Raw genomic sequence first — 13,331 nt, 5'->3', positions numbered from 1 at the left:
ACATCGCTGTCATGATGTCTTCCATAGACAGGAATGAGGTACGCGATGAACAAGAGGCTCGAACGAGCCCGTCTCGCGGCGGCGGCAGCGGTCGTGATAGCGGCGATAGCGGGTGTCTGGGGTGCGTCCCCGGCGCAAGCGAGCGAGCGGGTCGGCGAGGTGCATCTGGCGATGCGCAGCGCCCCCGGCTCGAACATGATCGCGGGAAGCAACACCGCCACCCCGATCGGCTATGCGCGCTTCTGCGCCGAGCGGCCGGGCGATTGCGGCAACGGCAATGGCCGCGGCGGCAAGGTCGCTCTGACCGACGCCAATTACGCCCAGCTCCGCCACATCAACGACACGGTGAACGGCACCATCCAGCCGCTGACCGACATCGAGCATTATGGCGAGATCGAGCGCTGGACCTACCCGGATGACGGCTATGGCGATTGCGAGGACTATGTCCTCCTGAAGCGCCGCATGCTGATCGAGGCCGGCTGGCCGGCGGAAACGCTGCTCATCACCGTGGTGCGCGACAAGCAGGGCGACGGCCATTCGGTGCTCACCGTCGTCACCGATCGCGGCGATCTGGTGCTGGACAATCAGGAAGCCGCCATCCTGCTCTGGCACGAGACCGGCTACCGCTTCGTCAAGCGGCAGGCGCAGGGTTTCCCGGATCGCTGGGTGTCGCTGGGCGATGTGCTGGCCCCGGCCACGGTCGGCCAGAACTGAGGCGAGGCGCGCGGGGGATCAACCGACCCGCGCCAGCCACTCCGTGCGCAGCAGCGCGTATTGCAGTGTGTTCTCGAAGACGGGCTCGCCATGTTCATCGGCGCGGAAGGAGATGAACTCCTTGAACAGCCCCTCGGCGCGCATGCCGAGCCTTTCGCAGAGCCGCTGCGAAGGGGTGTTGTCCTCCTCGACATAGGCATAGAGACGCCGCGCCTGCCCGGCCGTGAACAGATGCTCGAACAGCGCCCGCGCGGCCTCGGTGGCGAAGCCGGTCCCGCCGGCATTCGCGTGGAAGTTCCAGCCGACCGAATAGGTGTCGGGCGGCTCCGGCATGGCGAACACATCGCCGATCACCCGGCCGGTGGCGGCGAGGCAGACGGCAAGGTACTCGTCACTGCCGGCGCGCCTTGCCGCCTCGGCCTCAGCGGCCGCCAGATCTTCCGTCCTGAGCGAGAGAAAACAGCTGACCCTCGGCTCCCGCAGATAGGCCAGCAGGTCCGGGCCATCCTCGCGGCGGAAGTTCCGCAGCACCAGCCGTTCGGTTCGGATGCTGTCCATGGGAGATCTCCTGTGGCGACGGGCCGGCGCGCCCGCCTGTCCGGCTGAACAGGAGAAGATGGGCGAAATGGGGCCCGCTCAGTCGACCCGCGCGAGACCTTCGGCAAAGCGCCGCCAGTTGCGCACATAATGCGCCGCCGTGCCGTGGATGCGCGCGGTCACGCTCTCATCCAGCGTGCGGATGACCTTGGCGGGGGCGCCGACGATGAGGGAATTGTCGGGAAATTCCTTGCCCTCGGTCACCAGCGCGCCGGCGCCGACCAGGCAGTTGCGCCCGATGCGGGCGCCGTTCAGCAGCGTGGCGCCCATGCCGATCAGGCTGTTCTCCCCGATCGTGCAGCCATGCAGCATCGCCTTGTGGCCGATGGTGCAGTCCGCGCCGATGGTCATCGGGAAGCCGGGATCGGTGTGGAGCACGCAGAGCTCCTGGATGTTCACCCGCTCCCCGATGCTGATCCGCTCATTGTCGCCGCGGATCACCGTGCCGAACCACACGCTGGCCTCGTCGCCCAAAGCCACATGGCCGATCACCTCGGCGGTGGGGGCGATCCAGAAGCGGCCGGGCGCCGGCAGTTCCGGCGCCACCCCGTCCAGCGCATAGACCGGCATCGGTGGGAATCCCTGGCTCTCGGTCCGAGGTTCAGTCTTCCAGATCGGTGTCGAGGATGGCCATCTGGAAGTTATAGGAGAGGTCGCCGTCTTCCTTGTCCTCGAACAGGACGCCGATGAACTCGTCGCCGAGATACACCTCGGCCGAGTCCTTCTTCTTCGGACGGCCGACGACGCGGATCTGCGTGTTGCTGAAGAGGCGCCGCATATAGGTCTGGACGCGCTCGAAATCCTTCTTTTCCAAAATCCGTGCTCCGCAAAGGGTGGGTTGGGCGGCAGGCTTGCCATGCCGGGCGCCGCTGTGCAACCCGCCGCGCGGGCGATGCGCGGCCTATCCCGGATCGCGATGCCTGCCGGGATAGGGCGTCAGATCGCCGGCCTCAGATCGCCTCGCCGAGGAAGGGCAGATCCTCGAACATCTGGTCCATGCTGCGCGAGGGCTCGGCGCAGCCCGCCTGCCCGACCACCTTGGCCGGCACGCCCGCCACCGTCGTCGCCGCCGGCACGGGCTTGAGCACGACGGAGCCGGCGGCCACGCGCGCGCAGTTGCCCACCTCGATATTGCCGAGCACCTTGGCCCCGGCGCCGATCAGCACGCCGCGGCGGATCTTCGGGTGGCGGTCGCCATGCTCCTTGCCGGTGCCGCCAAGCGTGACGCCCTGCAGGATCGACACATTATCCTCGATCACCGCCGTCTCGCCGACGACGATGCCGGTCGCATGGTCGAAGAAGATGCCGCGCCCGAAGGGCGCCGCCGGGTTGATGTCGACCTGGAACACCACCGAGGCCCGGCTCTGGAGGTACAGCGCGAAATCCTTGCGCCCGCTCTTCAGCAGCCAATGCGCCAGACGGTGGGTCTGGATGGCGTGGAAGCCCTTGTAATAGAGCAGCGGATCGACCGCCCGCTCGGTCGCGGGGTCGCGGTCGCACACCGCCATGATGTCGGCGCGGATGGCGAGGCCGATCTCCGGGTCATCCGTCACCGCCTCGCGAAACGCCTGGCGGATGAGGTGGCTCGGCATGTCGTCATGGTCGAGCCGCTGGGCGATGCGGTGGCCGACCGCCTCCTCCAGCGAGGGATGATAGAGCACGCTGGAATGGACGAAGCTGGCGAGCGCCGGCTCGCGCTCGACAATGGCCTCGGCCTCGTCGCGGATGCGGGACCAGACGGGGTCGAGCTTGTCGAGCGGGCGCGCCGCCGCGACACGCTGAAGGGTGTTCTGCGCCATAAATTTTCCCTCACCGGTCACGGATCCATCGGGTGGACCCTCTGCCAGCGTTTTACCCGAGTTGGGCGCAGCCTAGCACAGCGGGAGGGGTGATCCCATGCGGGGGCTCGTTGCGATTCTGCAAGAAACGCGAGTCGCCACCGGAGGGCGAACCGGCCGCGGCCGGCCCTCCCGCTACACCGAAACGGAGGGTCGCGAGGGCCTCACCAAGTCCTTGGTCCGACGTCGTTTTCATGCCGGTCACCGGCGCCGCCAATCGCGCCGCCGGGCCGCCTTATCGCCCGCCCGATCAATGCGCCTCGGCAAGGAAAGCGAGCGCCGCTTCCTTGTAAACGCGGTCGCCGACGGCCCGCATATGGTCACGGCCGGGAATGTCCGCGACCCGCGCGCCGGGAATGAGCGCGGCGAGCGGGGCGGCGGCGCCGGACACCTCGTCCCGCGTGCCGACCGCGATCAGCGTGGGGATCGTGATGCGGCCGACCTCCTCGCGCGTCAGCGTGCGGCGCGAGCCATAGATGCAGGCGGCAAGCGCCTGCCGGTCGCTACCGGTCTGCTCGGCAAAGGCGCGGAAGGTGCGGCCGACCGGATCGGTCACATCGTCAAGGCTCGGCGCCAGCAGCGCCTCGGCGACCGTCACCGGGAGGCCCGCGCCTTCCACCAGATGGATGCCGATGCCGCCGAGGATCAGCGTGCGCACCCGCTCCGGCGCCATCAGCGCGAGGCAGGCGCCGATGCGCCCGCCCATGGAATAGCCCATCACATCGGCACGGGGGATGGCGAGATGGTCGAGCAATGCCAGCGCATCGCGCGCCATCACACCGGGATCATAGGCGTCGCGCTCATAGACCTTGCCGGAGGCGCCATGGCCGCGATTATCCAGCGCGATCACCCGCCGCTCGGCCCCAATCAGCGCCGTCACCCAGCCCGGCCCGACCCAGTTGATCTCCTTGGTCGAGGCAAAGCCATGAATGAGCAGGACCGGCTCGCCCTGCCCCTCATAGAGATAGGCGAAGTCGATTCCGTCGTGATGGAAGGTCGGCATGGGCGAAGCGGCTCCGGCGACAAGCAAGGCGCGCACGCTAATCAGCCGCCCTGCCTATGCCAAGTCGTCTACCGCCAAGCATCGCCGCGGCAGGGCAGGTCTGCCCGCTCAGGCGAGAGCCCCGCGCGGCCGCTTCCACAGCGGGCGCAGCAGCGCGACCACGAAGGCGTTGAAGGACGAGATGAGGCCGATCAGGTTGACGAGCGCCGCGATGACCCAGAAGGCGAGCGTGGCGACCGCCTCGGTTAGGAACAGCGCGCCACGGCCGAGCACTTTGACGATGGCCAGTGTCTTGCCGCCCTTCACCTCGGCAAGCCGGGCCAGCCGCGCGGCGCCTGCCGCGTCGTCCACATGGGTGAGGCCGGCCAGCGTCGCCCGCGTGCCGGCCTTGGTCGAGGCGCGGCCGACATCGACCAGCGCGCCGGCCGCCTGCACCTTGCGCCCGCTGCGGGCGGCGTCGATCAGATGGGCGGCGAAGCGCCCGCCAAGCGCTCCGGCGCGGCGGGCTCCCTTCACCACGCTGAGGCCGGCGCGCAGCGTGAGTGGCGCCCCGAAGGCGACATAGGTTGCACCTGTCGCGACGATGCCGGCACCGGCGAGTGCCACCATGAATTCGTCCACGGGCTCACCGCGCGCCCAGTGAATCGCCTGCCGGCCGAGGTCGCGCACATCGCCCCAAACGGTTAGATCGCCCGCGATGGATCCGGCCAGACTGGCCTGACTGTCCACCTCACCGGTCACCAGACCGAGCCCGAAATCGCGCGCCGCGCGGGGCACCGCACCGCCCGACGCTGCAACCCTCGCGCGCAATTCCTCGCTCACCGGGAGGTGGCGGGAATCGGCCAGCTCGAGAAAACTCGTCGCCAGTTCCGTGTCGTCCCGGTCCAGCGCGGTGGCGATTTCCGCCTCGACCCGCCCGGCATCGAGGACGCCGGCGAGCTGAAGATCGGCAAGGCGCGCGGCGTCGTCCTGCGCCAGGATCAGGGTATAATAATACTTCCCCGCCGGCAGCACCCAGTGCGCGGCGCCGGCAAAGGCGAGAAGAAAGGCGGCGGCGGCGAAAAGTCGGCGCATGGCACTCGAGGGGTGGGGCACGCAACGTGCCCCAAGGTGATGCACCATCATTGTGGCGCGGCCAAGGAGCGCTCCCTTAGCCGTTGATCCACAAGGCTTTACCGCTCGCACGCCTCGCCATGTGGCTTGCCACGTCGTTGCCACATCGTTGCCTCTTGGACCCGGCGCCGCCAGCGGCTATGTTCCGCGCGACTGCATCACGAGCGCGGACGGAAAATCATGGCGGGCCACGTCGTTCCCCACTTCCACAATTCGGCCGGCGTGCCGAAAATCTCCATCGGCGCCAAGGAGTTCATGTGTGTCGGGGCGCGGCCGCCCTTCGATCATCCGCATGTCTTCCTCGACATGGGCTCGGATGACGAGATCATCTGCCCCTATTGCTCGACCCTCTACGCGTACGACCACCATCTGCACGGCACCGAATCGAACCCGCCGGGCGCGCTCTACGAGGCACCGGCCGCCGCCTGAGCGGCCGCGGACGCCATCATGGCTGCGGAACATCTTGTCGTCGCCGGGGCCGGCATTGGCGGGCTCACGGCGGCGCTCGCCCTGGCGCAAGCCGGGTATAAAGTTACCATTCTGGAACGCGCCGCCGCCATTGAGGAGGTCGGCGCGGGTGTGCAGCTTGCCGCCAACGCCACGCGTTGCCTCAAGGCGCTCGGCGTCTATGAGCGCGTGCGCGCCGTCGCCGTGGCGCCCACGGGTTTCGCGGTGATTGACGGGCGCAGCGGGCGCACGCTGACCAGTGCCCCGATGGGCGCGAGCGCCGAGGCCCGTTTCGGCGGCCCCTTCCTCGTCATCCACCGCGCGGACCTGCAAGCGGCCCTCGCGGACGCGGCGCGGGCGCATCCGGCTATCGAGATCAGGCTCGGGCGCAAGATCGACGGATTCACGGCGCTTTCCGACGGCATCGCCGTGCAGGCCGAGCAGGGCGAGACCAGCGAATCCGTCCATGCCCGCGCGCTGATCGGCGCCGACGGGCTGCGCTCAGCCGTGCGTGGCCTGCTGCATCCCGGCGTCGCCCCGTCCTTTCGCGGCCGCGCTGCCTGGCGGGCGACGATTCCCGTGAGCGCGCTGCCGGCCCGCCTCACCGACCCGGTGACCCGGCTCTGGCTCGGGCCGGGCGCGCATCTCGTCTCCTACCCGGTCAAGGCGGGCGCGGCGGTCAACCTCGTCGCCATCACGCCGGATACCCGCAAGACCCATGGCTGGGGACTTCCCGCCGCGCCGCAGGAATTGCTCAGTCATTACAGCGAATGGGGCGACGACGCGCAGGCGCTGCTCGGCGCCCCGAAGAGCTGGCTGCGCTGGGCGCTGTTCGATCTCGACCCGCTCGCCGCCTGGGGGGCCGGGCCGGTGACGCTGCTGGGCGATGCCGCCCACGCCATGTGCCCGTTCCTCGCGCAGGGCGCGGCGCAGGCGATCGAGGACGCGGTGATTCTCGCCGCCTGCCTGAAGGCGGGAACCGACATTCCCGCGAGCCTGCGCCGCTATGAGGCGCTGCGCCGGCCACGCACCGCGCGCATCCAGACCGCCGCGCGCGGCATGGACCGCATCTATCACCTCAAAGGCCCGGCGCGGATCGCCCGCGATCTCGTCATGCGCGCCCGCGCCGGCGAAGCGGTGCTGGAGCGCTACCGCTGGATCTATGGCTGGGAGCCGACGCTGGCGGGCTAAGCGAGCAAAGATCGGCTTTGCTCATGCCCCCCATGAAAACATCTCGTTTTTCGATCCGGCAGCACGTGGCTAGGGTCTTCTCACGCCTGCCGGAGACCGACCATGCAAGCCGCCACGCCCTCCCTTGCCGCCCCCGCGCGCAGCTTCCTGCCGCTGCCGCTGCTGGTCGCGGTGTTCTGCGTGCTGTGGTCCTCGGCCTTCGCCGGGGCGAAGCTGGCGCTGGCCGATTGCCCGCCGCTGATCCTGCTGGCGACGCGCCTGCTCATCGCCGGTAGCCTCATGCTGGCGCTTGCGTTCCTCATGGATGGCCGACCGGCCATGCGCCGGCGCGATGTGATCGCGCTGATCGGCATCGGTGTGCTCAACAACGCGGTCTATCTCGGGCTGAACTGGACCGCGCTGACCTTCACCTCCTCGGCCTACACCGCCGTGCTCACCAGCTGCCTGCCGCTGGTGGTGGCGCTGTTCGCCGGGCCGGTCCTGGGCGAGCGGATGAACCTGACCAAATGGGCGGGCATCGCGCTCGGCCTGATCGGCGTCGTCATAGTCCTGCGCTCGCGCCTTGCTGACGCGCATGAGACGCTGGCGGGCACGCTGCTCATCGCCGGCGGCGTCACGGCGCTCTCGGCCGGCACGCTCGCCTTCAAATATTTCGCGCCGCGCGGCGGGGTGTGGACGGGGAACGCCGTGCAATGCCTCGCGGGCGGGCTGGCGCTGGTTCCCGTGGCGCTGGCGACCGAGAGCCTCGGTGATATCCACTTCACCGCCAACCTCTTCGGCGGCCTCGCCTTTCTGGTCGTCGCCGTCTCCATCGGCGGCTACGGCCTGTGGTTTTATCTGCTCACCCGCTCCAGCGCGACGGCGGCCTCCAGCCTGCACTTCCTGATGCCGCCGCTCGGCCTGTTCTTCGGCTGGCTGCTGCTCGGGGAAGTCGTGCCGCCGCTGGATTTCCTCGGCATCGCCCCCATTGCGCTCGGCATCTGGCTGGTGACGCGCCCAACGCGCGCACCCGCTGCACGACCTATCTAGGCCGCGACCGCCACCGCCTGCAGCGCCTTCACCAGCGTGTAGGAGCGCTTGCGGGCAGCAAGGTCGGGAATCGGTGTGGTGATCATCAGCTCATCCGCCTTGGTGGTATCAAGGTAGCGCTGCAAGCCCTCCGCCACCCGGTCCGGTCCGCCCACCAGCACCTTCTCGCGGTTGCGGCGGATGAAGGCGCGGTCCTGTTCGCTATAGGGGAACGCCGCCGCGTCCTCCGCACTCGGAATGGGCCGGTAATCGCCCCGTGCCCGCCGCAGATGGGCGAGATCGACGCTCCCCGCCAGCCATTCGGCTTCCTCATCGGTCGGCGCGCAGACGACGGAAAGCGCCAGAATGGCGTGCGGCGCCTCCAGCCGCTCGGACGGCTGGAAGCCGGCGCGGTAGCTCAGCATGGCGTCCAGCACATCATGCTGGGCGAAATGATGGGCGAAGGCGAAGCCGACGCCGATCTGCGCGGCAAGGCGCGCGCTGTAGCCGGAGGAGCCGAGCAGCCAGATCGGCGGCAGACGCAGATCCACCGGCATGACCTGGATGTTGCGGTAGGGGTGATCGGCCGGCCAGCGGCCGGTATCCCACAGCATCAACTCCTTCAGCCGGTCGAGGAAATCGTCCCCGGGATCGACATCCTGCCGCCGGCGCAGGGCGTGGGAGGTGAGCTGGTCGGTGCCCGGCGCGCGGCCAAGGCCGAGATCCACCCGGTCGGGGTACAGCGCCTCCAGCACCTTGAATCGCTCGGCGACCATGAGCGGGGCGTGGTTCGGCAGCATGACACCGCCGGAGCCGACGCGGATGCGTGTGGTCGCGGCGAGGATCTGCCCGGCCATGACATCCGGCGCGCCGGAGGCGACGGAGGGTAGATTGTGGTGTTCCGCCACCCAGAAACGCTCATAGCCGAGCGCATCGACATGGCGGGCGAGATCGAGCGTGCCGCGCAGCGCCTCCGGCCCCGTGCCGCCCTCGGCGACAAAGGACAGGTCGAGCACGGAGAGAGGGATATCGTGAAGCTGGGACATCCCTCTCACTTAGGTGCCGCCCGCCCCCGCGCAAGGCGTTTCCGTTGAGTGACCGGCGGTGAAGAAGCGCCGCCCTTGCCTCAGCCAATGCTCATCAGGCTGGCATTGCCGCCGGCGGCCGCCGTGTTGGTGCTGATCGAGCGTTCCAGCATCAGAAGCTCCAGCGGGTAGAACTCGCCGCGCTCCAGCGCCTCCGTCGTCGTGCCATGCACCATGACGAGGGGCCCCTCGCGTTCGGCGAGCTGCTGGTTGAGGCGGATCAGCGCGTCGCTGTCGCCCTCGAACAGCACCGCGTCGAAAGCGGCGTCCTCCAGCGTCTCGGTGAGCGCGACGCACTCCTCGAGACCGGCCGGCAGCGCCGGCATGCCTGTCCCCTGCAGCAGCACCTTGTTGCCGGTGGCGAGGGCGCTGGCGATCTGCACGGCGAGCCCATGCTCGGTCGCGGCAAGGCACAGAGCCGTGCCGCGCGGGCTCAGCTCATAGAGGTTGCGCTCGCCCACCGGCCCCGCCAGCTCACGCGTGACGCCGAAGGGCGTGGCGGCCAGCACCCGGCCACAGGCCTCGCGCGTCTCCGGGCGGCTGACGAAATCCGTCCATAGCCGCGCCGGCTCCGGCGCAATGCCGGTGATCGGCGAGCCCTCTGGCCGCATGGCCAGCAAGCGGCCAAGATAGAGCGGCCCGCCCGCCTTCGGCCCCGTGCCGGAAAGTCCATGGCCGCCAAAGGGCTGCACGCCGACGACGGCGCCAATGACATTGCGGTTCACATAGAGATTGCCGGCCTCGATCCGCCGGGTGACATGGGCGATGGTCTCGTCGATGCGGGTGTGCAGGCCGAAGGTGAGGCCATAGCCGGTGGCGTTGATGGCGGCGATCAGCGCGTTGAGATCCTCCCGCCGGTAGCGCACCACATGCAGCACCGGGCCGAACACCTCACGGGTGAGCGCGGCGATGTCGTCAATCTCGATCAAGGTCGGCGGCACGAAGCTGCCATGGCGCGTGGCTTCCGCCAGCTCGACCTGCTCCACGCGATGGCCGGCCTTGCGCATGCGCTGGACATGCGCCTCGATGGTCGCGCGCGCCTCATTGCTGATGACCGGCCCGATATCGGTGGCCAGATGCACGGGATTGCCCACCACCAGCTCCTTCAGCGCGCCGCGCAGCATCTCCAGAATGCGCTCGGCCACGTCCTCCTGCAGGCACAGAATGCGCAGCGCCGAGCAGCGCTGGCCAGCGGAATCGAAGGCCGAGGCGATCACATCCGCCACCACCTGCTCGGCCAGCGCCGAGGAATCGACGATCATCGCGTTCTGCCCGCCGGTTTCGGCGATCAGCGGGATGGTGCGCCCCTCCGGGCTCAGCCGGCCGGCGAGCTGGCGCTGGATCAGCCGCGCCACCTCCGTCGATCCGGTGAACATGACGCCGCGCGTGCGGGCATCGCCCACCAGCGCCGCGCCGACATCGCCAGCGCCCGGCACAAGCTGCACCGCGCCGGCCGGCACGCCGGCCTCGCGCAGGATCTCGACCGCCGCCGCGGCGATCAGCGGCGTTTCTTCGGCGGGTTTCGCCACCACCGCATTGCCGGCGGCAAGCGCGGCGGCGACCTGCCCGGTGAAGATGGCGAGCGGGAAGTTCCACGGGCTGATGCAGACCACGGGCCCGAGCGGACGGTGGGTCTCGGCGGCGAAATGCGCCCGCACCTCGGCCGCGTAATAGCGCAGGAAATCAACAGCTTCGCGCACTTCGCCAATGGCGTTGGGGAAGGATTTCCCGGCCTCGCGCACGATGAGGCCCAGAAGCGCGGGCAGCCGCGCCTCCATGATCTCGGCCGCGCGCATCAGGCACGCCGCACGCTCGGCCGGCGGGGTCGACTGCCAGATCGGCGCATGGGCGTGGGCGAATTCCATGGCGCGGGCGACCACGGCGGGCGTCGCCTCTTCCACCGTGCCGACCGTATCGCGCCGGTCGGCGGGATTGGTGACAGGGCGCGCGAGACCTTCCGCCGGACCATCGCCAAGCAGCGGCACGGCCCGCGCCGGGGCGGCGCTTCCGGCCAGCAAGGCGGCGGCGAGGGACGCCAGACGCTGCTCATTGGACAGGTCGAGCCCCGCCGAGTTGCGGCGCGCCTCGCCGAACAGATCGGCGGGGGCGGCAATGCGCGGGTGCGGCGCGCCAAGCGGCTCGGTGCGGCGGGCGACCTCGACCGGGCTCTCGATCAGCTCCTCGACCGGCACGCTCTCATCGGCGATCCGGTTGACGAAGGAGGAGTTGGCGCCGTTCTCCAGCAGGCGGCGCACGAGATAGGCCAGCAGCGTCTCATGCGTCCCCACGGGGGCATAGACGCGGCAGGGCCGCCCCAGCTTCTCGCGGCCGACCACCTCCTCATAGAGCGGCTCGCCCATGCCGTGCAGGCACTGGAATTCATATTGCCCGGCATAATAGTTGGCGCCCGCCATTTCCATGACGGTGGCGAGCGTCTGGGCGTTATGGGTGGCAAATTGCGGGAACACCGCGTCGGGCGCCGCGAGCAGCTTGCGGGCGCAGGCGAGGTAGGAAATGTCGGTGTGGACCTTGCGGGTATAGACCGGAAAGCCCTCCAGCCCGTCCACCTGCGCCCGCTTGATCTCGCTGTCCCAATAGGCCCCCTTCACCAGCCGGATCATCAGCCGGTGGTTCGAGCGGCGCGCGAGGTCGATGAGGTAATCAATCACATAAGGGCAGCGCTTCTGGTAGGCCTGGATCACGAAACCAATGCCATTCCAGCCACTTAGCCCCTCGTCGAAACACAGCGCTTCGAGCAGGTCGAGCGAGATCTCAAGCCGGTCCGCTTCCTCGGCGTCGATGTTGAGACCGATGTCGTACTGGCGCGCGAGTTTCGCCAGCGCCGCAACACGCGGCAGCAACTCCTTGATAACGCGGTCATATTGCGCGCGGCCGTAGCGCGGGTGCAGCGCCGAGAGCTTGATCGAGATGCCCGGCCCTTCATAGATGCCGCGCCCGGCCGACGCCTTGCCGATGGCGTGGATCGCCTGCTCGTAATCGGCGTAATAGCGCCGCGCATCGGCCTCGGTGGTGGCCGCCTCGCCGAGCATGTCGAAGGAATAGCGGAACCCCTTCGCCTCCATGCGGCGGGAATTGGCCAGCGCCTCGGAGATGGTCTGGCCGGTGACGAACTGCTCGCCCATCATGCGCATGGCGACATCGACGCCCTTGCGGATGACCGGTTCGCCGCCCCGACCGATGAGCTTGGTCAGCGCGCCGGTGAGACCGACCTCGCTCGAGGTGGTCGTCAGCTTGCCGGTGAGGACAAGGCCCCAGGTCGCGGCATTCACGAAGAGCGAGGGGCTGTGGCCAAGATGGGACTGCCAGTCGCCCTTGCCAATCTTGTCGCGGATCAGCGCGTCGCGTGTCGCCCGGTCGGGGATGCGCAGCAGCGCCTCGGCGAGGCACATCAGCGCGACGCCTTCCTGGCTCGACAGCGAATATTCGTGGATGAGCCCTTCCACGGGCCCCTTCTGGCCCTTCGCCCGGAGCGCCTCGACCAGCCCACGCGCCCGCGCCCGCGCCGCCTCGGCGCGCGGCGCCGCAAGCTCCGCCGCCCCGATCAGCAGCGACACCGCCTCGGTCTCCGGCATCCGATAGGCGCCGGTAACCCGCGCCCGCAGCACGCCCTGCGGTTGCACGGCGCGGGCGAAGGGCAGAAACGGACTTTCGACACCCTCAAGAGCCGCCAGCCGAGCCTCCCCTCCCCCTTCACTCTCGTCAGCCTGAGGACTCAAACCGAGTTGCACCCGCCCGACCGCGTGGATGATCGCCTGCTTGACCAGCGCGTGCGGGGTGCAACCCTGCTGCTCCGCCGCCGCCTTCAGCCGTGCGCGGAGGTCGTCGTCGATCTTTACGCCCATGGTGGTGGCGGACATGGCTCGGTCCTTCGATGGGTCTACAGCGACTTGGAAAAATGTCTCCGTTACTGAATACCATAGAGGTGCAACTTGCATCAATATGGGTTGCACCTTTCAAGGCAACCCGTCCAGAAGGGCGACTGAAGCTGCGGCGCCCGGTTGCTGCGCGCTTGCGGCTAACAAGGCCTCACGCCGCCGAGCACCCCGGCGATGCAGCGAGTATCCGGCGATACGGGATGGGATGGAACAGGAGAAAGGACAGGGTCGCGAGAAAGCGCCGTCAGAACCACGCGAAGCGCGACGCGGGTCGATATTAGTCCCGATGGGATGTGGTGGCCGCCGCGGGACTCGAACCCGCACGCCAGAGGCTCCCGATTTTAAGTCGGGTCTGTCTACCAGTTTCAGCAGGCGGCCGCCGTCTTCGTCTTAGCCCAAGCTGGCGGATGAGGCGAGACGGGCGCCACGCCGGCATCGC

Annotated in this window: 12 protein-coding genes and 1 tRNA gene; 4 read left to right on the top strand and 9 right to left on the bottom strand. The window is 68.9% G+C overall.

Going from position 1 to position 13,331, the window contains the following annotated elements:
* Nucleotides 1-45: 45 nt before the first annotated feature.
* Nucleotides 46-714 (top strand): transglutaminase-like cysteine peptidase, encoded by a 669-nt coding sequence (locus OU996_RS13565; protein WP_267582142.1) that lies wholly within the window; start codon nt 46-48, stop codon nt 712-714.
* Between the two features lie 18 nt (nt 715-732).
* Here the strand turns inward: OU996_RS13565 and OU996_RS13560 are convergent, their stop codons facing one another.
* The 6 genes from OU996_RS13560 to OU996_RS13535 all read right to left on the bottom strand — a co-directional run bounded on the left by OU996_RS13560 (nt 733) and on the right by OU996_RS13535 (nt 5,226).
* The gene (locus tag OU996_RS13560; RefSeq protein ID WP_267582141.1) at nt 733-1,272 is read right to left on the bottom strand and encodes a GNAT family N-acetyltransferase; all 540 of its coding nucleotides are present in this window, start codon (nt 1,270-1,272) and stop codon (nt 733-735) included.
* A gap of 78 nt (nt 1,273-1,350) precedes the next feature.
* The gene (locus tag OU996_RS13555; protein ID WP_267582140.1) at nt 1,351-1,881 is read right to left on the bottom strand and encodes a gamma carbonic anhydrase family protein; all 531 of its coding nucleotides are present in this window, start codon (nt 1,879-1,881) and stop codon (nt 1,351-1,353) included.
* Between the two features lie 31 nt (nt 1,882-1,912).
* Nucleotides 1,913-2,125, bottom strand: coding sequence for a DUF3126 family protein (locus OU996_RS13550; protein WP_267582139.1), 213 nt, complete (start codon nt 2,123-2,125; stop codon nt 1,913-1,915).
* A gap of 136 nt (nt 2,126-2,261) precedes the next feature.
* Nucleotides 2,262-3,110: a serine O-acetyltransferase gene (gene cysE / locus OU996_RS13545; RefSeq protein ID WP_267582138.1), complete on the bottom strand. Its 849-nt coding sequence runs from the start codon at nt 3,108-3,110 to the stop codon at nt 2,262-2,264.
* 289 nt (nt 3,111-3,399) lie between these two features.
* On the bottom strand, nt 3,400-4,152 hold the full coding sequence (locus OU996_RS13540) for an alpha/beta fold hydrolase (protein ID WP_267582137.1): 753 nt from the start codon (nt 4,150-4,152) through the stop codon (nt 3,400-3,402).
* 108 nt (nt 4,153-4,260) lie between these two features.
* Nucleotides 4,261-5,226 (bottom strand): hypothetical protein, encoded by a 966-nt coding sequence (locus OU996_RS13535; protein WP_267582136.1) that lies wholly within the window; start codon nt 5,224-5,226, stop codon nt 4,261-4,263.
* Nucleotides 5,227-5,445: 219 nt separating this feature from the next.
* Between OU996_RS13535 and OU996_RS13530 the strand changes: the two genes are divergently transcribed.
* The 3 genes from OU996_RS13530 (at nt 5,446) to OU996_RS13520 (ending at nt 7,932) form a co-directional block, all read left to right on the top strand.
* Nucleotides 5,446-5,694, top strand: a complete 249-nt coding sequence (locus OU996_RS13530; RefSeq protein ID WP_267582135.1) for a zinc-finger domain-containing protein — start codon at nt 5,446-5,448, stop codon at nt 5,692-5,694.
* Nucleotides 5,695-5,712: 18 nt separating this feature from the next.
* Complete coding sequence (locus tag OU996_RS13525; RefSeq protein ID WP_267582134.1) at nt 5,713-6,903, top strand: FAD-dependent monooxygenase; 1,191 nt, start codon at nt 5,713-5,715, stop codon at nt 6,901-6,903.
* A 102-nt stretch (nt 6,904-7,005) separates the two neighbouring features.
* Nucleotides 7,006-7,932, top strand: coding sequence for a DMT family transporter (locus tag OU996_RS13520; protein ID WP_267582133.1), 927 nt, complete (start codon nt 7,006-7,008; stop codon nt 7,930-7,932).
* On the opposite strand, the gene OU996_RS13515 is transcribed toward OU996_RS13520, so the two are convergent.
* The 3 genes from OU996_RS13515 to OU996_RS13505 form a co-directional block, all read right to left on the bottom strand.
* On the bottom strand, nt 7,929-8,957 hold the full coding sequence (locus OU996_RS13515; RefSeq protein ID WP_267582132.1) for an LLM class flavin-dependent oxidoreductase: 1,029 nt from the start codon (nt 8,955-8,957) through the stop codon (nt 7,929-7,931). The genes OU996_RS13520 and OU996_RS13515 overlap by 4 nt on opposite strands.
* 80 nt (nt 8,958-9,037) lie before the next feature.
* On the bottom strand, nt 9,038-12,874 hold the full coding sequence (gene putA / locus OU996_RS13510) for a trifunctional transcriptional regulator/proline dehydrogenase/L-glutamate gamma-semialdehyde dehydrogenase (protein WP_267582131.1): 3,837 nt from the start codon (nt 12,872-12,874) through the stop codon (nt 9,038-9,040).
* A gap of 312 nt (nt 12,875-13,186) precedes the next feature.
* Nucleotides 13,187-13,270: transfer RNA gene (locus OU996_RS13505), tRNA-Leu, on the bottom strand.
* Between the last annotated feature and the right edge of the window lie 61 nt (nt 13,271-13,331).

Source organism: Ancylobacter sp. SL191 (assembly GCF_026625645.1).
In the GTDB taxonomy this organism is placed as follows: Bacteria; Pseudomonadota; Alphaproteobacteria; order Rhizobiales; family Xanthobacteraceae; genus Ancylobacter.
Note: the sequence above shows the minus strand (reverse complement) of the source record. Positions and strands in the feature narration are given on the sequence as shown.

What these genes read in the sequence shown, in the direction of transcription:
- OU996_RS13565 (WP_267582142.1), top strand. Translation starts at nt 46, where the DNA reads ATGAACAAGAGGCTCGAACGAGCCCGTCTCGCGGCGGCGGCAGCGGTC.
- OU996_RS13560 (WP_267582141.1), bottom strand. Translation starts at nt 1,272, where the DNA reads ATGGACAGCATCCGAACCGAACGGCTGGTGCTGCGGAACTTCCGCCGC.
- OU996_RS13555 (WP_267582140.1), bottom strand. Translation starts at nt 1,881, where the DNA reads ATGCCGGTCTATGCGCTGGACGGGGTGGCGCCGGAACTGCCGGCGCCC.
- cysE (WP_267582138.1), bottom strand. Translation starts at nt 3,110, where the DNA reads ATGGCGCAGAACACCCTTCAGCGTGTCGCGGCGGCGCGCCCGCTCGAC.
- OU996_RS13540 (WP_267582137.1), bottom strand. Translation starts at nt 4,152, where the DNA reads ATGCCGACCTTCCATCACGACGGAATCGACTTCGCCTATCTCTATGAG.
- OU996_RS13535 (WP_267582136.1), bottom strand. Translation starts at nt 5,226, where the DNA reads ATGCGCCGACTTTTCGCCGCCGCCGCCTTTCTTCTCGCCTTTGCCGGC.
- OU996_RS13530 (WP_267582135.1), top strand. Translation starts at nt 5,446, where the DNA reads ATGGCGGGCCACGTCGTTCCCCACTTCCACAATTCGGCCGGCGTGCCG.
- OU996_RS13525 (WP_267582134.1), top strand. Translation starts at nt 5,713, where the DNA reads ATGGCTGCGGAACATCTTGTCGTCGCCGGGGCCGGCATTGGCGGGCTC.
- OU996_RS13520 (WP_267582133.1), top strand. Translation starts at nt 7,006, where the DNA reads ATGCAAGCCGCCACGCCCTCCCTTGCCGCCCCCGCGCGCAGCTTCCTG.
- OU996_RS13515 (WP_267582132.1), bottom strand. Translation starts at nt 8,957, where the DNA reads ATGTCCCAGCTTCACGATATCCCTCTCTCCGTGCTCGACCTGTCCTTT.
- putA (WP_267582131.1), bottom strand. Translation starts at nt 12,874, where the DNA reads ATGTCCGCCACCACCATGGGCGTAAAGATCGACGACGACCTCCGCGCA.